The following is a 20,657-nucleotide window of genomic DNA, read 5'->3' as shown; positions in this document are numbered from 1 at the left end:
AAATTATTAGAAGATAACATTAAGAAAAGGAGATTTAAGTAGTATGAAATGGGAAATAAAAAAATTTAATGAACTAAATGGTGAGGAAGTATATGAAATTTTAAAACTTAGAAGTGAAGTCTTTGTTATAGAGCAGCAATGTATCTATGAGGAGTGTGATGGTAAAGATAATAATTCTTATCATTTATTTGCAAAAGAAAATGGGAAAATCATTGTTTACTTAAGGATTTTAGAAAAAGGTATTTCTTATAATGAAATATCTATAGGACGGGTATTAACTGATAAAAAACATCGTGGTAAAGGTTTAGCAAAGCAAATGATGATAAGAGCAATAGAATTTATCGAGAATAATTTAAATGAGAAGGTAATTAGGATTGGCGCACAGGAGTATTTGGTAAATTTCTATGAGGGTTTAGGGTTTGTGAGGGTTTCTGAGGTATATTTGGAAGATAACATTCCACATATAGAAATGTTATATAAAAATCTTTAATTATATATTAGCATCAGATTCATCTTTACGGTTTTTTTTACAAAAAACAAATTAAACCCTGTCTAATATAGATAGGGTTTAATTTAAGCTATAGAAAATATATAATTTTTTAATGTTTAGCAGGCAATTCATCTAAGCTTTTTAGTTCATAGCCTTTGCTTTCCCATTCGGTAATTACATCATCTAATATTTCAGCATTGGTTTTTGACACTGCATGTAGTAACATAATTCCACCGTTGTGGGTTCTTTGCATAATACGTTTTTTTGCAGCTTCATGGGATGGTTGATTGTCTGTAAGCCAATCCATATAAGCGAAACTCCAAAATATGGTTTTATATCCGTAGTTTTGAGTATATTGTAAGGATAACTCACTATATTTCCCCATCGGAGGTCTAAAATACTTAGACATCTTTTTATGAGTAATATTTTCAAATGCTTCTTCTACATCAGATAATTCTTTATTGAATTTATCTTCATCCTTTATAGAAGCCATTGAAGGGTGGTGATTACTATGGTTGCATACTAAGTGCCCCTCGTCTACCATTCTTTTAATTAATTCTGGGTTAGAAGTAATATAGGGTTTTACAACGAAAAATGCTGCTTTTACATTATGTTTTTTTAAAACATTTAAAATTGGAGCAGTATATCCAGCTTCATAACCCTCATCAAAAGTTAGATATAATATCTTTTTCGATGTATCTCCTAAATGATAACATCCATACTTTGATATAAAGCCTTTGGTTTCTTTAGGACCCTCAGGTGGATTATTGTCATTACGTGGTTGGAAATACCAATTATATTCTTTGGTGCTTAATCCAGTAGAGGGCGTAGTAATACTAAAGACACTTTTGAAAAAATTTACTATGGTAGGTGTTTTTGAACCTTGATTATTATAATATCCATTGTTTGAGTCTTTAATTGAAATATTGCCTAAATCTTTGCTATAAGCAACACTTGAAAAAGAGTTAACAAAAAACATTGAAGAAACAATAATACTTAACATCTTTCCTTTCAGAACGATCACCTCTAGTTTATTTTATTTAGATAGATTAATATATAACTTAGTATGCTCAGTAGATGTGTGTAGATATTCTTGAATCTAATGTTACATAATTAGTAATTTTTATTAATATTCCCATAAATATATTTTCACAACATTTTGAATTTACAATTTCATAAAAATTTTACTTTAAGGTTATTATTATTGTATACTATTAGTATGTCTACAGTGGAGGCGGTTAAATGGAATTAAGTTTAGAGCAACAAAAAATGATTCATAGCAAACCCTCAAGATATAGCTTAATTAGAGGAATTCAAGGTTCAGGTAAAACGACAGCAGCCATTTATAGAAGCCTTTATTTAAAAAATAACTATTGTTTATATGAAGGGGATAAAATATTAATGTTAGCATCTAAGGATGAAGACATAAATTATATTGAAAATATATATAACAGAGCAGAAGAAGAAACTAGGTTAGATTATTTAAGTCTATTTTCTAATAGTGAAAGAAACTTTCATGTGGTTACATTAGAAAGTATTTTACATAGATATTTTATTAAATATAAAAACAAGCATAAATTAAAAAATAAAATAATTGTAGATAATGATAAAAAAAATAGTATTATGAAAGATTGCATATTAGAAATTAAAAATATTTATCCAAGACTAAGAATATTACATACAGATTATGCTCAATTTTTTATAGAAGAAGTAAAGTGGATAAAAAGTTGCAATTACTTAAAAGCTAATTTGTATTTGCAAGTAAATAGAAGAGGAAGAAAATGCGAAAAAGGACAAGGACCTCAAAGAATTCTTAAAAATTCAACTGCTAGGAAAGCAATATTTCAACTTATGATCACGTATAATGAAAAGCTTAAATCAGAGGGTTTAGTTGACAATGAAGATATTAATATATATGCTCTGCGAATGGCACAAACTACTACAGTGGGCAGGTATTCTCATATCATAATTGACAAAAGTAATAATTTAACTAAGATACAAGTGGATTTTATTAATGCATTATTTAATGAAAAATCTTATTCGAACATGGTGTTTCTTCTTGATGTGGATAGACCACACAATTCTAATTCATGGATGGTGAAAGGCAAAAGAGTTAATGCTAAACCGCTAAGAGAAAAAGTAAAGTCTTATTCATTCAAAAAATACTATAAAACACAAGAAAAGCTCCAAAAAAAGTGTGATGAAATAACAAGCAAAAACTTGGATATTAATTCACTTGAGAACTTTAAGTATTGTGATATAAGACATAACAGAGCATATGAGTTTATGAGGGATTATAGTAGAAGATCAGATATTATAGTAAATGATGAAAAAGGCAACTATGAGTATATAAATGAGGAATTATTGGAGCTACCCGTGTATAGTGATATAGCAGCAGGCGAACCTATGCTTATTAATTCTGAAATGGAAGGTAAATTTTATATCCCGAAATATTGGTTAAAGGGAGTAAAAAACCCATTCATTTTAAAGGTTAAAGGTGACAGTATGATTGGGGCTCACATTAATAATGGAGATTATGTAGTAATACGGCAGGAACAAGCTGCAAATAATAAGGATATCGTAGCAGTTGACATAGGCGGAAATGCTACTTTAAAGAGACTTTCTATAAACAAAGATAGAATATTACTTATGCCAGAGAATGAAAAATATCAGCCTATTGTAGTAGATAGTGAAGATACATACATTTTAGGAGTAGCTATAGGAATTATAAAGCATGAAAATTAATCTATTTGAAAGGAGCTAAGTTATGATGAAGATATTTTTTATTTCCGATATCCATGGTTCTTTATACTATCTTAAAAAGGCTATAGAGCGGTATAAAGAAGAGGGAGCGGGTTATATAGTGCTTTTAGGAGATGTGTTATATCATGGCCCAAGAAATCAATTGCCAAAGGATTACAATCCACAATTAGTAGCTAGTCTCTTAAACGAATATAAAGACAAAATAATAGCTGTTAGAGGGAACTGTGATAGTGAGGTGGATCAAATGATTATTGAGTATCCTATGATGTCTGATTATTCTATAATATTATGCAATAATAGAAGATTATTTTTGACTCATGGGCACATATATAATGAGGATAATTTGCCCGAACTAAGTGAAAATGATGTTTTGGTATTTGGACACACGCATGTCCCTGTAGCTAAAAAACACAATAAAATATATGTGTTAAATCCTGGCTCGGTATCTTTACCTAAGGAAAATAACCCTAATTCTTATGCAATACTCAAAGATGATTTATTTCAAATAAAAGATTTAGATGGCGCTGTTATAAAAGAAATAAAATTATAAAAAATAATACCTCAGGGTGCCCTGAGGTATTATTTTTTATTTTCTAAGAAAAAAGCTAAATTGATCCTTTGTTGTAGTTGTAACAGATAGATTTCGTTTATGAAGTATACTATCAAATACTTCAAGTTGACCATCACATACATAGGCATAATCAGTTTTACCATCTTTTACCCAACCCATAAATACATAGGCATGGGAAGGCGTACCAGGACTTTCTGGCATATCTGTAGTGAAACATATATCACCTTTTTTTAATTTAGTGAAGTCAGTATTCTTTTTCCAGTCCATAGAAGTTAAAGATTCCATTAATCCCTTTACTGTTGTTGTATTCGCAGGGATAGCAATGGAATTAATTCTCAAAATCTCTGATAAGAGACATACAGTAACACCCTTTTGATTTCCACTATTTAAAGTAATTGCTTTTTTTAGGACAGATGTTCTATTTGCGTCTATATTTAAATATTCATAAATTTTAGTTGAAGTTACGGTAGGGTTAATGGTGTCAGGTTTAGTAGTTTCAGTAACTTCAGGAGCTTTAGTAGATGGGCTAGCATCGGGATTTTTTTGGACTGATTTAATGGTAGCTACATCTGCTTTGGGTTTCATGAATGAGGTGTTCATAAAAATAGAAAATATAATTATAGATACTATAACTATACCAAGTCCTAAAACAACCGCATTGTTCTTAAACTCGTTTTTGTCTGCTAACTCATGCATTTCTTTTATGTATTTTTCACTTTCCTCATCATCTTTTAACTTAGCAACTTCACTATTGTCAGTTTCAGAGTCAGGTTTTTCAGGAATATTTTTGTTTGAATACAAATTATTTATAATTTTATTATTTTCATTATTTTCATTGTTTACTAGGTCCTCTTTATTCATATTTTTCTGCTTGCCAATATAGGTAGAAATTTATCGGTTAACCTATATTTTTGCAGCACCTCCCTTTATTTTATATTGATTATATCAAAGCTTTAATTTTAAAAATTATTTATCAACTGACACAGTTTACTAAATTATTTACACCACCTACTTTTTATATTATAATTATAACATATTAAGAGGTATTTGAGTGCTATTTGTAGGAGTTTAAAGTAATTTAATATTTTGTGAAATATATTACAGTTATTGTGTTTATAATGTAATATAAAGATTGATTTTGTTTAGAACAAGACTGTAGTATAATATAATTAAAATTAATAAGTGAGGGATGTATAATGGCGGTAAAAATAGTCACTGATAGTACCTCATATATAAGTGAGGATTTAAGGAAAAAATATGATATTTCTATAGTTTCATTAAGTGTTATTTTTGGAAATAAGGAGTTCAAAGAAACCCTTATTGAAAATGAAAGTTTTTACGAAAAACTTGATAAGAACTTAAGTATTCCTACTTCATCACAACCATCGCTTGTGGAAATGTACAATATGATAGAAAATCAGGTAAGAGATAATAATGAAGTGGTTGGTGTTTTCCTTTCTTCAGACATGAGTGGAACTTATTCAAATGCATGCCTTGCAAAGAGTATGATTCTTGAAAACTACCCAAATGCACTAATTGAGATTATAGATTCTAGATCCAATTGCATGCAATTAGGATTTGCAGCCTTAACAGCGGCAATTGCGTCGCAACAAGGAAAATCAATAAATGAAGTAGTTGATATAGTAAAAAACAATATAAAGAGAAGTAGATTTCTGTTTATTCCTGATAATTTAGAGTATCTAAAAAAAGGTGGCAGAATAGGTGGTGCAAGTGCACTGTTAGGTACTATTTTTCAAATCAAACCTATTCTTACCGTAGTGGATGGAAAAACAGGATTATTTAATAAAGTAAGGACTAAAAAACGTGCAATACAAACTATGATTGATAAATTCATCGAGGACATAACAAAACATGGACTTGGAGAGGTAATGATTCATCACATAAATGATGTTGAAGGAGCACTGGCTTTTGCAAAAAAAGTCGAAGAATGTATAGGAAAAAAAGTAGACATAGCTCCAATTGGACCTGTAATAGGAACTCATGTTGGACCTGGTGCATTAGGTATTGTGTATTATACAAAGACAGATTTATAAATTAAGCAAAGCCGTATTGTGGATATATAGTACGGCTTTGCTTATAAAATAATTTGTATAAAACACGAAATACACTCAGTAAGTTATGTTTTTAAGTAGTTTTTTAGTATATTTTTTTTGAAATAGTTAAAGTTTCAATTAAATTTTGAAGGTGAAAGTTAAATACTATATTTATATCATTACTAATGTACGGGTAACTAAACATATTTTCATTAAATAATTCATTTATTCTAATACAGTTACTCTCGTTGATATAACAATTAGAATGAGAAGGCGTAAAGGTTAAAGACTTTAGTATAACTAGGTGATTATAAGCAGTTTTAGAAGTATCTATGACTTTGTTAATTTTAAGTATATGGTGGCTTTCAACATTCTCACTTTGTATTTCACTTAAGTATGAGTCTAATGATTTTTCCAATTTGGATATTTGGATGTTTAAACTAGAAAGATTAATATCTGTATTGAAATTAATCATCTCTTTAGAAATTATAAAAACATTATGGGTTAGATTTTCTGCATCCCGATGTAAGTTATCTAAGTATTTACGATGGAATATAAGATAGTTTACTGAAACTGATACAAAAATACCGATAAAAGTTTCTTCAACCCTACTTAAACTATAAAATAGAGGAGTGCCTTGTTTAAGATTCGTCATTATTGCTAAAAAAACTACGCATGCAATTATAATAGACTTTTTTCTATTAAGAAGATTCAAAGAATAAATTACAAATACTATTCCAATGCTGGTAAGAAATACATTGTTGGGACTTATAAGTGTGAATATTAATCCCCAAATTGCACCTACAATAGTACCAATCATTCTGTTTTTACCAGCAGTAAAGGAATCATGTATAGCACTTTGCATTGTTATTACAGCAGCTATACATGCATAAAAGGGAAATGTATTATGAAAAGCTCTTAGTATAATTATACATAAAAAAACTGAAATTGCAGTCTTTATATTTCTCATTCCTATTTTTTGCACACTGTTGCCTCCTGTTTTATTCTGTAGGGTGGATATAGTTTAGTGAATTAGAATTAGTGATAGATGTATAGAATAACTTATAAAGTATGAATAAACTTGCAACCTAAAATTACATTTATACATTGACAAATAATAAAATTTAAATTAAAATAGAAAGAAATTATAAAACATAAAAATTACAAATAAAAGTAAAGTACACTTTTAAATTAGTCCTGTGAGACTAGGAAGGAGTATAGATAATTATGGCATGTGTTTTTTGTTCTGTCAATTTTGAATTTAATACTATTAAATATAATACAATTAATAATATTCAGAATAATGCTATAGATTTATTTTCTATTTTGTTAATAAATGCTATTAATATATTAATAAAGGATAACAGAGAGATTATTTAAATAATCTCTCTGTTATCCTTTATTTTATTGAAAAAACATAATGATTTTTTTAATAAAAATGAGCAAAACCAATTAATTTGGAAAGTACTTGATTTTTATTGTGCATAAATATTATGCTAAATGAATAATAAAATAAGAAAAAACATTGCATTATTATAAAAAACAATATATAATAAATAGAATTAAGCCTGTACGCATGAGGAATATGGCTAAAAATAAATTTAAAAACATATATATTAGAAAAACATATAATATTCATAAAAATGAATAATTATTCATAAATGTCTTTTATTAATTGGAGAAAGTTTTTAGTTTACTAAGGAGGATTTAGTATGAAGGGTAAGTTGATTTTAGAGAATGGAATAATATTTGAAGGTGGTATATTTGGGTGTTTAGAAGAAAATGTTGGGGAAGTAGTTTTTAATACGGGTATGACTGGATATGAAGAAGTTTTAACGGACCCATCTTATTATGGACAAATAGTGACAATGACGTATCCGCTCATCGGGAATTATGGTATTAATTTGGAGGATGTAGAGTCGAAGTATCCGAAGGTAAAGGGGTTCATTGTTAGAGAAAAATGTGATTATCCTAATAACTTTAGATGCGAAATGGATTTGGAAGCATACTTTAAACAAAATAAAATAATAGGACTCGAAGGGATTGATACAAGGGCATTAACGAAAATACTTAGAAATAACGGGACCATGAAAGGTATTATTGCTACAAAGGAACTTACTAAAATTGAAATAAATCAAAAATTTGCGAGTTTTAATAATAACGATGCGGTGATGAAAGTTACAACGAAAGAGCGCTACACGATTGAGGGCACAGGACGACATGTGGCTATTATAGATTTTGGAATAAAGGAAAATATACTTCGCTCGTTTATTGCGAGAAATTGCAAATTAACAATATTTCCTGCATGCGAGAAATCGGAAGAAATATTAAGGGTTAACCCTGATCTAGTATTTTTATCGAATGGACCTGGGGACCCGGAGGATTTGCAAGAAGTGATCAAGACGTTGGGAGAGATTATAGGTAAAAAACCTGTAGTTGGAATTTGCCTAGGGCATCAACTTTTAGCGTTAGCCCTTGGCGGGAAAACTGAAAAACTTAAGTTTGGTCATAGAGGGTGTAATCATCCAGTTAAAGATGTAGAAGAGAATAAGGTTTATATTACATCACAAAACCACGGATATTATGTGAGTGAACTGCCGGAAGATATGGAGGTTACGCATGTAAGTGTAAATGATGGAACGATAGAAGGAATGAGGCATAAGAAACTGCCGATACTTAGCGTGCAGTTCCATCCGGAAGCTTGTCCGGGGCCTAAAGATATAGATGCTATTTTTGATAAATTTCTGTCGCTGATATAGGGTAGATATTTAAAACTGAAAGTTGAGAAGGAAAGTTAAGAACTAATGAAATTAGGATGCATAAATAGAATTTAAGAAGAAATAACATATAGGGGGATTCGTATGCCATTAGATAAAAGCATTAAAAAAGTATTAGTAGTTGGGTCAGGGCCGATAATAATAGGGCAAGCGGCGGAATTTGATTATTCTGGAACACAAGCTTGTCAAGCGTTGAAAGAGGAAGGCGTAGAAGTTGTACTTGTGAATAGTAATCCGGCAACTATAATGACTGATAAAGAAGTTGCTGATAAAGTTTATATAGAACCTTTAACTATAGAATTTTTGGAGAAGGTTATTGATAAGGAGAGGCCGGACAGTTTACTTGCGGGTATGGGCGGGCAAACAGGACTTAATTTAGCGGTTGAACTATTTGATAATGGAATTTTAGAAAAATATAATGTGAGAGTGATTGGAACCTCGATAGAAGCGATAAAAAAAGGTGAAGATAGAGAGCTTTTTAGAAATCTTATGCAGGAAATTGATCAACCGGTAGTGGAAAGTGCGATTGCTACAGATATAGCAGGAGGACTAAGATTTGCGAGCGAAATGGGATATCCCGTAATTGTAAGACCGGCATATACTATGGGAGGAAGTGGCGGTGGAATTGCAGAATCAGAGGAGCAACTACTTGAAATCCTAGAACTGGGATTGCAGTTAAGCTCTATAGGGCAAGTTCTTTTAGAAAAGAGTATTAAAGGGTGGAAAGAAATAGAGTATGAAGTTATGAGGGACGGAAATGGCAATTGCATTACCATATGTAATATGGAAAATGTAGATCCTGTAGGAATACATACTGGAGATAGTATTGTTGTAGCGCCAAGCCAAACTCTTTCTGATAGAGAATACCAGATGCTTAGAAGTGCATCTATTGATATTATAAATAGTGTAGGAATAGAGGGTGGATGCAATGTGCAACTTGCGCTTGATCCCAAAAGTTTTGAGTACGCAGTTATAGAAATTAATCCGAGGGTGAGTAGATCGTCTGCGCTAGCTTCGAAGGCTACGGGATATCCTATTGCCAAAGTAGCGGCAAAAATAGCACTAGGATATGCACTAGATGAGATAAAAAATGCAGTAACGCAAAAAACCTATGCCTGTTTTGAACCTTCGCTAGACTATGTGGTAGTTAAAATTCCTAGATGGCCTTTTGATAAGTTTGAGGGTGCGAATAGGGTTTTAGGTACGAAGATGATGGCTACAGGTGAAATAATGTCAATTGGAAGCAATTTTGAGGCAGCTCTATTAAAGGGAATTCGCTCTTTAGAAATAGGAAAGTATTCATTGCAATACGACTGCCTAGCGCGAAAAGATTTAAGCGAATTAAAGAAAAGAGTGATGGCTCCTGATGATGAGAGGATATTTCATTTGGCTGAAATGCTTAGGCGTGATTATATGGTGGAAAAGGTTTCGGAAATTACAGGAATAGATAAATTCTTTGTAAACAAAATTAAGTGGATAGTGGATGAAGAGGAAAAGATTAAAAAAACGTCAGTGCAAGATATGAATAAAGATTGGTTGCTTTTGTTAAAGAAAAAGGGGTTTTCAGATAAAGGCATTGCAGATTTATTAGAGGTGAATCCAAATGTAATTTACGAACTCAGAAATATATGGGATATCAAACCTGTCTATAAGATGGTAGATACATGCGGAGGGGAATTTGAAGCATTATCACCATATTACTACTCGACTTATGATGAATATGATGAGGTAGAGATAAGTGATAGAAAGAAGGTTATGGTAATAGGATCGGGGCCTATAAGGATAGGGCAGGGCATTGAGTTTGACTATGCATCTGTTCATAGTGTAATTGCTCTTAGAAAGCTGGGGATTGAGACTATAATAGTAAATAACAACCCGGAAACAGTAAGTACGGACTTTAATATTTCGGACAAATTATATTTTGAACCATTAACAGAAGAAGAAGTATTTAATATTGTTGAAAAAGAAAATCCTGATGGGGTTATACTTCAATTTGGAGGTCAGACCGCTATTAAACTCGCTAAATTCTTAAAGGAAAAAAACATACCTATATATGGAACTAAACCTGAGCAAATGGACGTAGCGGAGGATAGAGAAAAATTCGATGCGCTTTTGGAAGAGCTAAATATAAATAGACCAACGGGGAAAGCTGTTTGGAATTTAAAACAAGGATTAGAAGAGGCTGAAAACATAGGTTATCCGGTTTTGGTTAGGCCGTCGTATGTATTAGGTGGACGGGGAATGGAAATAACTTATTCGGAAAAAGAATTGGAACATTATTTAAAAAATGCATTTGAGAAAGATAAGAAAAATCCTGTTTTAATAGATAGATATTTATTGGGTAGAGAAATAGAAGTTGATGCTATTTGTGACGGTGAGGAAATATTAATACCGGGCATTATGGAACACTTAGAGAGAGCTGGAATTCACTCCGGAGACAGCATTACAATATATCCAAGTCGAAATATATCATATGCTATAAAAGAGAAGATATTAGAATACACTAAGAAGATAGCAATAGGACTCGAAGTGATAGGCATGATTAATATTCAATTTATAGAATTTAAAAGTGAATTGTATATAATAGAGGCTAATCCAAGAGCTAGCCGAACGGTTCCGTACATTAGTAAAGTTAGCAAAGTACCGATCGTAGAGCTTGCCACAAGAGTAATGCTGGGGGAAAAGTTAAAAAATTTAGGGTATGGTAATGGAGTTTATAAAGAAGCGGAGTTGGTGTCAGTTAAGGTTCCGGTATTTTCAACTCAAAAACTTCCGGAGGTTGAGGTGTGCCTTGGGCCGGAAATGAGATCCACAGGAGAGGTGCTCGGAATAGGAAGAGACTTTGAAGAAGCTCTATATAAAGGGTTTGTAGCGTCTGGAATGAAGGTTGAAAAAGAAAAAGGAGTTATCTTGGCAACGATAAATCCGCAGGATTACGAAGAGTTTTTGCATATTGCAAAGGCGTTTAATGAATTGAATTATAAATTTATAGCGACGAAAGGTACGGCTAAGTTATTGAGAAATAATGGGATTGATGCCTTAGGTGTTAAAAAAATTACGGATGGAGCCCCTAATATCATTGATGTGATAAAGAGAAGGCAGGTTGATTTAGTGATAAATACACCTACTAAGGGAAATGATTCGAAAACAGATGGTTTTAGAATTAGAAGAACAGCTATAGAAAATAACATTTCTGTTATTACTTCATTAGATACTGCGAAGGCTTTAGTAGAGATTATGAAGAAAAATATTGCGAGTATAAATTTAGAAGTATTTAATATTGCGGATTAGTATATTCTATTTAAAAAAATATTGAATTATAAATTAAAACTGCCCTTAGCTTATGATTAAGCTAAGGGCAGTTTTAAACCTCATCTTGGTTTGCTTTATGTATAAATATTATAATAAATGAATAATTAATAAGGCGAAAGCATTGCATTAATATAAAAAATAATATATAATAAATAAAAACAAGCCAGCAACATCAGTAAAAATGGTTAAAAAATAGCTGTAAAAGATAAATAAACGAAAATAAATAATATGCATAAGAATGTATAAACATTCAAAGATGCAATATGTTATAAAGATAGTGGTTACACTATCTAGAATCTAAGGGGGATATTAAAATGAAAGAAAAAGTGGTTTTAGCGTATTCTGGAGGATTAGATACATCTATAATAATAACTTGGATTAAGGAAAACTATGATATGGACGTTGTAGCAGCTTGCATTAATATTGGTCAAGAAGATGATATGAAGGCAATTGAGAAAAAGGCTATAAGTTCAGGCGCGCAAAAAATATATATTGAGAACGTAACAGCTGAATTCATAAAAGATTACGTATTTAAAGGAGTTAAAGCAAATGCTGCATATGAAGGAACATATTTATTGGGTACAGCATTTGCAAGACCATTAATAGCTAAAAAACTTGTTGAAATCGCTCATAAAGAAGGGGCAAAATATATATGTCACGGATGTACTGGGAAAGGAAATGATCAAGTTAGATTTGAAGTTGGGATAACAGCCATTGATCCTTCTATAAAGGTTATTGCTCCTTGGAGAATTTGGGATATAAAATCAAGAGAAGATGCTATAGATTATGCTAATGATAGAGGCATAGAAATATCAGTTACCAAGGAGAAAATCTATTCAGTAGATCAGAACTTGTGGCATGCAAGTCATGAAGGCGGAGATATTGAAGAATTAAATAATGAGCATAAAAGAGATATGTATCTTATGGTTACACCTCCAGAAAAAGCTAAGGATGAACCTACTTATGTAGAGATATATTTTGAAAAGGGAATTGCGACCAAAATTGACGGAATTGAACTTGAGCCAATTGATATTGTTTCAACATTAAATAAAATTGGTGGAGAAAATGGAATTGGAGTTATAGATATAGTAGAGAATAGACTTGTGGGGATGAAATCAAGAGGAATATATGAGACTCCTGGTGGGACTGTACTTTATGCAGCACACAAAGAACTAGAGGAAATAACTTTAGACAAGGATACACTCCACTTTAAATACTTAGTATCACAAAAATATGGGGAATTAGTATATAATGGACTTTGGTTTAGCGCTATGAGAGAAGCCCTTGATGCATTTGTGGATAAGACTCAAGAAACAGTAACAGGGACGGTTAAACTAAAACTTTATAAGGGAAACATCATGTCAGCAGGTAAAGAATCACCTAATGCTCTTTACGACGCGGGTATATCTTCGTTTGGAGCAAGTGATTTATATGATCATAAGGATGCAGAAGGATTTATAAACTTATTTTCATTGCCAAGTAAAATTAAAGCATATAAAAATTTAAACAATAGCTAAGAAAAATTATAAAATTTATGAAGGAAGAGCGGGTGATATATATGAAACTTTGGGGTGGAAGATTTAAGGAAAAAGAAAGCAAGCTTATGGAGGACTTTAATAGTTCTCTAAGCTTTGATAAAAGATTATATTATGAAGATATTATGGGTAGCATAGCCCATGTTAAAATGCTTGCTAAATGTAGTATTTTAACAAATGAGGAAAGTGTGACTATAGTTAATGGTCTGAATTCTATTCTTTCAGATATTCAAGAAGGCAAACTTAAAATTGAAGGTGATTATGAAGATATTCACAGTTTTATGGAAATACAGCTTACAAAACTTGTAGGGGATGTAGGTAAAAAACTCCATACAGCTAGAAGTCGAAATGATCAGGTTGCAGTAGATATGAGATTATATTCAAAATACAAAGCATTGGATGTTATTGATAACTTAGATGTTATTTTAAACACTATTGAAAAAGTTGGGAATGATAATGCGGTTATAATGCCAGGGTATACACATATGCAAAGAGCACAAGTAGTGACATTTAAACAGCACATTATGGCGTACTTTAATATGTTTCGTCGCGATAAGAAAAGGATTATAAGCGCTACAGAGATTATGGATGAAAATCCTCTTGGATGCTGTGCACTAGCGGGAACAACATATGATACAGACAGGAAGTTTACAACAAGCGAGCTAGGGTTTAAAAAACCTACAGATAATTTTATGGATGGAGTAAGTGATAGAGATTATTTATTAGAACTTTTATCCGATTTTTCTATAATAATGATGCATCTTAGTAGATTAAGTGAGGAGTTCATTTTATGGAGTACTAAAGAATTTAATTTCATTGAAATTAGCGATGAATTCTCCACGGGCAGTAGTATAATGCCACAGAAAAGAAATCCAGATGCAGCAGAATTAATAAGAGGGAAAACTGGAAGAGTATATGGAGATTTAATGAGTCTGCTTACCACTATGAAAGGAATACCACTTGCCTATAATAAAGATATGCAAGAAGATAAAGAACCTTTCTTTGATGCAGTTGACACAGTTTTAAAATGCTTAAAGGTTATGAATGAAATGTTAAGTACTTTAAAAATTAAAAAAGATAATATGTATAACGCAGTTAAAAGAGGTTTTCTAAATGCTACGGAAGCTGCAGATTATCTTGTAAGCAAAGGGGCAGCCTTTAGAGATGCTCATGGTGTTATAGGCGCTATAGTTATAAATTGTGAAAAAAAACATAAGGCTATAGAAGATTTAAGTTTAGAAGAACTTAAAAGTTTTAGCGATTTATTTCAAAATGATGTGTATGAATTTATAGATTATGAAAAGACTTTAAGCCGCGGTATAAAAAAAGAAATGTAAAGGCCGCCTTAGAGGTGGCAGAATACCCCCTTTAAATATAAGGCACGTAACAGGTAAATCCCCACCTGTTACGTGCTTTTTAGTAGATAATGCTACTTTAGTAGATAAAGCTACTTTAGTAGACAATTAATAGTTGAAATCTTTAAGGCACTTTTTAATGCCATCTTCAGTTTTAGGCATAACAATATCATAATTCTTCAATTTGCTATTACTTATTCGTAAGTCCCTTGGATGTTCTTTGTATTTTTCGGTATCTTTTTCTAAATAATTACCTGCTTTATGATTTAAGCCAATTTCTTTTAATATGAGCAAAGCTATATCATAAGTGCTTAAGTTATTTTCGCTTCCAGTGTGATAAGTTCCGTATGGAAGAGTAAAAATCTTATCAAAATTTGCTATTATATCATAAACATAGGTCATTCCTCTAAATTCATTTGAGGGTAATTTCATTTTTTTATACTTTAAAATAGAAGATACAACATTCCATAGTATATTAGAATTTACCCTGCAATTTTTTTCTGGAAATCCAAATAACCAAGTAAGTCTTAAAATCCATAGTTCATCAATAATTCCTTTTAATTCGTTTTCAGCTTCAAGTTTATGTTTCCCATAAATGGTATTTGGAGTTGGAATGTGATTTTCATTATATGGTCCTGATTCGAAATTGCCATTAAAAATTTGTTCAGAACTTAAATATATTAATTTAGATTTTGTTAAACTACAGGCTTTAGCAATGTTAATTGAACCTTTTACATTTATTTCATAAGATAGTTCTGGGTTTCGTTCACACAAACCTGTATCAGCAATAGCAGCGGTATGTATCACGTAATCAGGTTTGAATTTCTGTATAATTTCTAAGGCTTTACTCTCGTCTGTTATATCTAACTCTGCATGTCCTAATGGGATTATTTCGTATTTATCTTTATAATATGTGTAATATCTTGATGCTAAGAAACCATTAGAGCCGGTTAATAATACTTTTTTCATTGAACTCACCTCATTTTTTTTCTTTTTTTTTCTTAATATTATAATATCACATTATTTGAACTGTGACTAAATTTGTGAACTAAGAAAAAAACACCTAAGCTTAATAATAATAATAATAATAATAATAATTATTAAGCTTAGTGCACTTTTAGATTCTTAGTATTGTTCAATAAATAAATGTAAGATGGTGTATATATGAATAAAAAGATTTAGTGTTTTTAGCAACGATTATTATTTAAAAGAATTACTTCTAAAGATTCTATGCTTTTTATAATTATCTTCCCAATTTTTAAGAAATTCTTTTGCGCAAACTTCACCAGAATTATATAACTCCATAATTTTTTTATTCCCAATATTAAAATCTGTGGTTTTAATATCAAGGGTATCGATTTTTACAGTACGCAAGAAATCCATTTCGCTTATATGAATATCATCTTGTGCTTCTAACATAGTCTCAATAATTGAGCTAGTAAAATTTAAGATATTTGTGATTTTATGTTCTCGTATTTCTTTGTTCCCTCCGAGTTTAAAACCGATGGTTGGCCAGAGAGGAACACCATTCACATCAAAAATCCAAACTGGATAATTGCTTAAAACACCACCATCAACAATGAGAGACTTTTTATTAGTCTTTATATTATATAAGTTTACAGGGTGAAAAAAATAGGGGATAGATATGCTCATTCTTATTGCCAAACTTACTTCAAGTTCATCAGGATTTATCCCGTATCCCGCAATATCCTCTGGTAGTATTAGCATCTTTCCACAGCTAATATCAGTTGCTATAATATGCAGTTTGTATTTTCTTTTATACTTATTATTATTTAAAAGAATACCCTTTTCTCCTGGAATAATCAAATCTCCAAAGGTTATTTTTTTCCTATTTGTAAGCTTAAGTTTATGCGATAGAACTTCGTCAATCCAATTTTTTATATAGTCACCTTTATAAATGCCTTTTTTAAAAAGTAGATTGTAAGCATCAGAGAATATAGGCATATTAAAATGACTTTTATCAGCAAATTTTGTGTAGTCTAGATTTAGCATTAATTTTTTTATCTCGTCAGCTGGGTAGCCTACCGCAACTAGTGCAGCTATAATAGATCCGGCAGAGTTTCCTGAAATATTTTTCCATTGATATCCATTATCCTCAAATGTTTTTAAGGCACCTACAAGACCGATGCCCTTAACTCCGCCACCTTCAAACACAATATCTGCAAATCTTCTATTGTTGTATATATTCATATATATCACCCCTTTATGAGTAATATATGAATAAAAATATCTTCATGTCATATATTTAAAAAATAATATTAGTTACACTTTTTTTTGTTAAAAGAATATAATATATTACAACCATTTTATAAAAGAGGCAATGTATGAAAAAGTTAGAAGAATTCACGCCTTGTCAATTAGCCACATTAGCAACAGTAATAGGGATTATAATTGCTGGAAAACTTAATGTTAATCAACAAAATGTAATAGGTAATTTTTTAACGGGTTTGGCGCAGAGTATTTTGATAATTGCAGCTCAGTCTCAAAATCTTGAATCGCAGGATGGCAATCAATCTGGAGATAATGGAAACAGTAATTCTAAGGGCGATAATAAGGATTTACAAAAACAAATAGATGAACTAAAGGAAAATATTAAAAAGTTTGAAGATAATATGGATTGTTAAGAAAAACGCACTGAATAAAAGATGCGTTTTTTATGGTTTGACATTATAAGAATTTTTAGGTAGTATATACGTGTAAAGTAATTTAATATTAAAAACTAGGGGAGTCAATATTTTTGTCTGAGAGGAAACAGTTAAGTTTCGACCCTTATAACCTGAATTGGATAATGCCAGCGGAGGGAAAATATAATTTGCATTTAGGTTAAAATAAGAATATATAAATGGTGCAAAGTTATTCGATTATAGAACCCTTCGCTTAAAAATGAGCAAAGGGTTTATTTTACTTTAACAATATTATAAGGGGGAATTGAAATGTCAGTTGTAAATGTGAGTCTTCAAGTTATACCAGTGGTTGCGGAAGAAAAAATTTACCCAGTAGTAGATAAGGTTATAGAATATATTCAATCTAGTGGAGTGAAATATGAGGTAGGACCAATGGAAACCACTATGGAAGGTGAAATGGATGAGCTTTTAGATATAGTAAAAAAGGCCCAGGAAATTTGTGTAGTTCATGGAGCAAGTAGGGTTGTTTCTATAGTGAAAATCGATTATAAAGCTGAAGGCGTGACTATGAATGAAAAAACATATAAGTATAGAAAATAAACTTATTCCTATAGTTTTTCAATTAATAATTCTTTTTATATGGCAGATAGCTGTAGACAAATGGAAGGTTCCGCAATACATATTGCCTTCGCCAAAAGATATTATTAGTACCTTGGTGAATATAGTTCCAAGCATTACTAAGCATATTTATGCGACTTTATATGAAGCCTTGATTGGATTCGCAATATCAATTTTGATTGCGTTAATTTTAGCCATCTTAATGGATAATGTGAAAATCATTAAAAAATGCATATATCCAATTTTAGTAGTATCTCAAACTGTTCCAATTATTGCGCTAGCACCACTTTTCATAATATGGTTTGGTTTTGGAATATTGCCTAAGATTATTGTAGTAGTGTTAGTGTGCTTTTTCCCTATAGTTGTTAGTTTGATTGATGGATTAGAATCAGTAGACGCGGATATGGTAAACCTTTTAAAGACTATGGGAGCTAGTAAGTTTCAAATTTTCACCATGGTGAAGCTGCCATCCTCTACTGTAAATTTTTTTTCGGGCCTTAGAATAGCAGCAACCTATAGTATTATGGGGGCAGTTATTGGAGAATGGCTTGGAGGAGATAAGGGGCTTGGGGTATATATGATTAGAGCTAAAAATTCATATGCACTTGATAAAGTTTTTGCAGTGATTATAATTATTGTAATATTAAGCATGGGACTATTTGGACTCTTGAATTTATTACAATATTTTTTTACTCCTTGGACTAGAAATAAAGCAGATAACAATGACTAAATTTAAATAGGACATATTATTTTATTTGGAGGTAAAATCATGCTAAAGAAAGTAATTTCATTATTATTAACAGTTTCAATGACTACGGTTTTATTTGTGGGTTGTGCTGCAAAAAAAGAAGATGTAAAGAAGGAAGAAACTTTAAAAAAGGTTACTGTTATTTTAGATTGGATACCAAACACTAATCATACTGGATTATATGTAGCGAAAGATAATGGATATTTTAAAGAAGAAGGACTTGACGTGGAAATTATTCAACCAGCGCAGGGAAGTACTGCAAGTTTAATTGCAGCGGGCAAAGGAGATTTTGGCGTAAGCTATCAAGAAGATGTAACTTATGCTAGAACTGCTAAAGATCCACTTCCAATAAAAGCTATAGCCACTATTATTCAGCATAATACTTCCGGGTTTGCATCGCCTAAGGAAAAAAATATTAAATCTCCTAAGGATTTTGAAGGAAAAACCTATGGCGGATGGGGGTCGCCTTCTGAAAATGCAATTTTAAAGGCGGTTATGGAAAAAGATAATGCGGATTTTTCAAAACTAAAGATGGTAGATGCAGGATCAGAGGATTTCTTTGCTGTAACTAAGAAAAATATTGATATTGAATGGGTATTTTATGGATGGACAGGAATAGAAGCGAAGCTTAAAAATATTCCTATTGACTATATTGATATTGGAAAATTAAATAAAGATTTAGATTATTATACTCCGGTAATTATAGCCAATGAGAACAAATTAAAAGCGGATCCTGAAATGGCAAAGAAATTTTTAAAAGCAGTTACAAAAGGATATGAATACAGCATGGAGAAACCTGAGGAAAGTGCTAAGGTTTTACTGAAAAATGCACCGGAGACAGATGAAGCTCTTGCCGTCGCAAGTCAAAAATATTTAAAGGATCAATATAAAGCTGAAGCTGAAAAATGGGGCGTAATGAAAGAATCGGTTTGGAATAATTACACCAAATTTCTTTTAGATAAAAAGCTTCTAGGAAAAGATATGAAGGCGAGTGAGGCATTTACTAATGAGTACTTACCGAACTAGTAATGAAAAATTAAGAGTAGAAAATATTAAAAAAACTTTTGGAAGTATGAATATAATAAAGGATGTTTCTTTTTATGCAAGAGAGAATGAGTTTATAAGTTTACTAGGACCAAGTGGCAGTGGTAAAAGTACAATTTTTAATATTATATCAGGCCTTTTGCGTAAAGATTCGGGTGAAATTATATTTGACGGAGAAAAATGCTGCGATACTTTTGAAAAAGTAAGTTATATGCATCAAAAGGACCTGCTACTTCCATGGAAAAACATTGTGGATAATACTACACTGTCTCTTATTATAAAAGGAAAATCTAAAAAAGAGGCAAGGGCTCAGGCGCTTAGTCATTTTAAAACATTTGGGCTTGAAGGCTTCGAATATAAATATCCTTTTCAACTTTCAGGAGGTATGAGGCAGAGAGCTGCATTGCTTAGAACATATATGTCATCATCTGATATTATGCTGTTAGATGAGCCTTTTGGTGCACTTGATGCAATTACTAGGGCAAAGATGCACTATTGGCTAATAGACGTAATTAAAGAGCTAAAAGTTACCATAATATTTATAACTCATGATATTGAAGAAGCAGTATTCTTATCTGATAGAATATATGTATTATCAGATAAACCGGCAACTATAAAAAAAGAAATAATCGTTGATTTACCTAAAAACAGAAATAAGGATATTGTTACATCAGAAAAATTCAATGAAATAAAGAAAATCATTTTACAGACATTATAAGGAAAACACCCAGCTTAAAAGCATTTA

General features: G+C 31.2%; 19 protein-coding genes and 1 riboswitch. Of the genes, 14 read left to right on the top strand and 5 right to left on the bottom strand.

Annotation, left to right across the window (positions count from 1 at the left end):
- Positions 1-43 precede the first annotated feature (43 nt).
- Positions 44-490, top strand: coding sequence for a GNAT family N-acetyltransferase (locus tag KTC92_RS04550; RefSeq protein ID WP_220286794.1), 447 nt, complete (start codon positions 44-46; stop codon positions 488-490).
- 109 nt (positions 491-599) lie between these two features.
- On the opposite strand, the gene pdaA is transcribed toward KTC92_RS04550, so the two are convergent.
- A complete protein-coding gene (gene pdaA / locus KTC92_RS04545) occupies positions 600-1,493 on the bottom strand; it encodes a delta-lactam-biosynthetic de-N-acetylase (protein ID WP_258280692.1) in 894 nt (297 codons plus the stop codon).
- Positions 1,494-1,732: 239 nt separating this feature from the next.
- On the opposite strand from pdaA, the gene KTC92_RS04540 reads away from it, so the two are divergent.
- Together KTC92_RS04540 and yfcE are read left to right on the top strand one after the other, a co-directional pair.
- On the top strand, positions 1,733-3,235 hold the full coding sequence (locus tag KTC92_RS04540) for a LexA family transcriptional regulator (protein ID WP_220286795.1): 1,503 nt from the start codon (positions 1,733-1,735) through the stop codon (positions 3,233-3,235).
- 25 nt (positions 3,236-3,260) lie between these two features.
- Entirely contained in the window at positions 3,261-3,803 is a 543-nt protein-coding gene (yfcE, locus tag KTC92_RS04535; protein ID WP_216303595.1) for a phosphodiesterase, read from the top strand.
- Between the two features lie 36 nt (positions 3,804-3,839).
- On the opposite strand, the gene KTC92_RS04530 is transcribed toward yfcE, so the two are convergent.
- Entirely contained in the window at positions 3,840-4,685 is an 846-nt protein-coding gene (locus KTC92_RS04530; protein WP_220286796.1) for a hypothetical protein, read from the bottom strand.
- A 335-nt stretch (positions 4,686-5,020) separates the two neighbouring features.
- On the opposite strand from KTC92_RS04530, the gene KTC92_RS04525 reads away from it, so the two are divergent.
- Positions 5,021-5,878, top strand: a complete 858-nt coding sequence (locus KTC92_RS04525) for a DegV family protein (RefSeq protein WP_216303580.1) — start codon at positions 5,021-5,023, stop codon at positions 5,876-5,878.
- 103 nt (positions 5,879-5,981) lie between these two features.
- Here the strand turns inward: KTC92_RS04525 and KTC92_RS04520 are convergent, their stop codons facing one another.
- The gene (locus KTC92_RS04520) at positions 5,982-6,863 is read right to left on the bottom strand and encodes an aromatic acid exporter family protein (RefSeq protein WP_216303579.1); all 882 of its coding nucleotides are present in this window, start codon (positions 6,861-6,863) and stop codon (positions 5,982-5,984) included.
- Positions 6,864-7,105: 242 nt separating this feature from the next.
- Between KTC92_RS04520 and KTC92_RS04515 the strand changes: the two genes are divergently transcribed.
- The 5 genes from KTC92_RS04515 (at position 7,106) to argH (ending at position 14,839) form a co-directional block, all read left to right on the top strand.
- Positions 7,106-7,258, top strand: coding sequence for a hypothetical protein (locus KTC92_RS04515; protein ID WP_258280691.1), 153 nt, complete (start codon positions 7,106-7,108; stop codon positions 7,256-7,258).
- 332 nt (positions 7,259-7,590) lie between these two features.
- A complete protein-coding gene (locus tag KTC92_RS04510) occupies positions 7,591-8,637 on the top strand; it encodes a carbamoyl phosphate synthase small subunit (protein WP_220286797.1) in 1,047 nt (348 codons plus the stop codon).
- 102 nt (positions 8,638-8,739) lie between these two features.
- Positions 8,740-11,946: a carbamoyl-phosphate synthase large subunit gene (gene carB / locus KTC92_RS04505; RefSeq protein ID WP_220286798.1), complete on the top strand. Its 3,207-nt coding sequence runs from the start codon at positions 8,740-8,742 to the stop codon at positions 11,944-11,946.
- A gap of 335 nt (positions 11,947-12,281) precedes the next feature.
- Positions 12,282-13,484: an argininosuccinate synthase gene (locus tag KTC92_RS04500; RefSeq protein WP_220286799.1), complete on the top strand. Its 1,203-nt coding sequence runs from the start codon at positions 12,282-12,284 to the stop codon at positions 13,482-13,484.
- A gap of 41 nt (positions 13,485-13,525) precedes the next feature.
- Complete coding sequence (gene argH, locus KTC92_RS04495; protein WP_220286800.1) at positions 13,526-14,839, top strand: argininosuccinate lyase; 1,314 nt, start codon at positions 13,526-13,528, stop codon at positions 14,837-14,839.
- A gap of 126 nt (positions 14,840-14,965) precedes the next feature.
- Here the strand turns inward: argH and KTC92_RS04490 are convergent, their stop codons facing one another.
- Both KTC92_RS04490 and KTC92_RS04485 read right to left on the bottom strand, forming a co-directional pair.
- On the bottom strand, positions 14,966-15,826 hold the full coding sequence (locus KTC92_RS04490) for a sugar nucleotide-binding protein (protein ID WP_220286801.1): 861 nt from the start codon (positions 15,824-15,826) through the stop codon (positions 14,966-14,968).
- A 231-nt stretch (positions 15,827-16,057) separates the two neighbouring features.
- The gene (locus KTC92_RS04485; protein ID WP_216303574.1) at positions 16,058-17,068 is read right to left on the bottom strand and encodes a patatin-like phospholipase family protein; all 1,011 of its coding nucleotides are present in this window, start codon (positions 17,066-17,068) and stop codon (positions 16,058-16,060) included.
- A gap of 134 nt (positions 17,069-17,202) precedes the next feature.
- On the opposite strand from KTC92_RS04485, the gene KTC92_RS04480 reads away from it, so the two are divergent.
- The 5 genes from KTC92_RS04480 to KTC92_RS04460 all read left to right on the top strand — a co-directional run bounded on the left by KTC92_RS04480 (position 17,203) and on the right by KTC92_RS04460 (position 20,630).
- Positions 17,203-17,502, top strand: a complete 300-nt coding sequence (locus KTC92_RS04480) for a hypothetical protein (protein WP_216303573.1) — start codon at positions 17,203-17,205, stop codon at positions 17,500-17,502.
- 87 nt (positions 17,503-17,589) lie between these two features.
- Positions 17,590-17,699, top strand: a riboswitch (TPP riboswitch).
- Positions 17,700-17,811: 112 nt separating this feature from the next.
- On the top strand, positions 17,812-18,102 hold the full coding sequence (locus tag KTC92_RS04475) for a thiamine-binding protein (protein ID WP_216303572.1): 291 nt from the start codon (positions 17,812-17,814) through the stop codon (positions 18,100-18,102).
- The gene (locus tag KTC92_RS04470; protein ID WP_216303571.1) at positions 18,074-18,850 is read left to right on the top strand and encodes an ABC transporter permease; all 777 of its coding nucleotides are present in this window, start codon (positions 18,074-18,076) and stop codon (positions 18,848-18,850) included. The genes KTC92_RS04475 and KTC92_RS04470 overlap by 29 nt, the downstream gene beginning before the upstream one ends.
- A gap of 36 nt (positions 18,851-18,886) precedes the next feature.
- A complete protein-coding gene (locus tag KTC92_RS04465) occupies positions 18,887-19,894 on the top strand; it encodes an ABC transporter substrate-binding protein (RefSeq protein ID WP_258280759.1) in 1,008 nt (335 codons plus the stop codon).
- Positions 19,875-20,630: an ABC transporter ATP-binding protein gene (locus KTC92_RS04460; protein WP_216303569.1), complete on the top strand. Its 756-nt coding sequence runs from the start codon at positions 19,875-19,877 to the stop codon at positions 20,628-20,630. Before KTC92_RS04465 ends, KTC92_RS04460 begins: the two co-directional genes overlap by 20 nt.
- The last annotated feature ends 27 nt before the right edge of the window (positions 20,631-20,657 follow it).

This window comes from Clostridium sp. CM027 (genome assembly GCF_024730565.1).
Taxonomy (GTDB): domain Bacteria; phylum Bacillota; class Clostridia; order Clostridiales; family Clostridiaceae; genus Clostridium_AD; species Clostridium_AD estertheticum_B.
Note: the sequence above shows the minus strand (reverse complement) of the source record. Positions and strands in the feature narration are given on the sequence as shown.

Excerpts from the sequence above, each read along its gene's own strand:
- KTC92_RS04550 (WP_220286794.1), top strand. The coding sequence starts at position 44 with ATGAAATGGGAAATAAAAAAATTTAATGAACTAAATGGTGAGGAAGTA.
- pdaA (WP_258280692.1), bottom strand. The coding sequence starts at position 1,493 with ATGTTAAGTATTATTGTTTCTTCAATGTTTTTTGTTAACTCTTTTTCA.
- KTC92_RS04540 (WP_220286795.1), top strand. The coding sequence starts at position 1,733 with ATGGAATTAAGTTTAGAGCAACAAAAAATGATTCATAGCAAACCCTCA.
- yfcE (WP_216303595.1), top strand. The coding sequence starts at position 3,261 with ATGAAGATATTTTTTATTTCCGATATCCATGGTTCTTTATACTATCTT.
- KTC92_RS04530 (WP_220286796.1), bottom strand. The coding sequence starts at position 4,685 with ATGAATAAAGAGGACCTAGTAAACAATGAAAATAATGAAAATAATAAA.
- KTC92_RS04525 (WP_216303580.1), top strand. The coding sequence starts at position 5,021 with ATGGCGGTAAAAATAGTCACTGATAGTACCTCATATATAAGTGAGGAT.
- KTC92_RS04515 (WP_258280691.1), top strand. The coding sequence starts at position 7,106 with ATGGCATGTGTTTTTTGTTCTGTCAATTTTGAATTTAATACTATTAAA.
- KTC92_RS04510 (WP_220286797.1), top strand. The coding sequence starts at position 7,591 with ATGAAGGGTAAGTTGATTTTAGAGAATGGAATAATATTTGAAGGTGGT.
- carB (WP_220286798.1), top strand. The coding sequence starts at position 8,740 with ATGCCATTAGATAAAAGCATTAAAAAAGTATTAGTAGTTGGGTCAGGG.
- KTC92_RS04500 (WP_220286799.1), top strand. The coding sequence starts at position 12,282 with ATGAAAGAAAAAGTGGTTTTAGCGTATTCTGGAGGATTAGATACATCT.
- argH (WP_220286800.1), top strand. The coding sequence starts at position 13,526 with ATGAAACTTTGGGGTGGAAGATTTAAGGAAAAAGAAAGCAAGCTTATG.
- KTC92_RS04490 (WP_220286801.1), bottom strand. The coding sequence starts at position 15,826 with ATGAAAAAAGTATTATTAACCGGCTCTAATGGTTTCTTAGCATCAAGA.
- KTC92_RS04485 (WP_216303574.1), bottom strand. The coding sequence starts at position 17,068 with ATGAATATATACAACAATAGAAGATTTGCAGATATTGTGTTTGAAGGT.
- KTC92_RS04480 (WP_216303573.1), top strand. The coding sequence starts at position 17,203 with ATGAAAAAGTTAGAAGAATTCACGCCTTGTCAATTAGCCACATTAGCA.
- KTC92_RS04475 (WP_216303572.1), top strand. The coding sequence starts at position 17,812 with ATGTCAGTTGTAAATGTGAGTCTTCAAGTTATACCAGTGGTTGCGGAA.
- KTC92_RS04470 (WP_216303571.1), top strand. The coding sequence starts at position 18,074 with ATGAAAAAACATATAAGTATAGAAAATAAACTTATTCCTATAGTTTTT.
- KTC92_RS04460 (WP_216303569.1), top strand. The coding sequence starts at position 19,875 with ATGAGTACTTACCGAACTAGTAATGAAAAATTAAGAGTAGAAAATATT.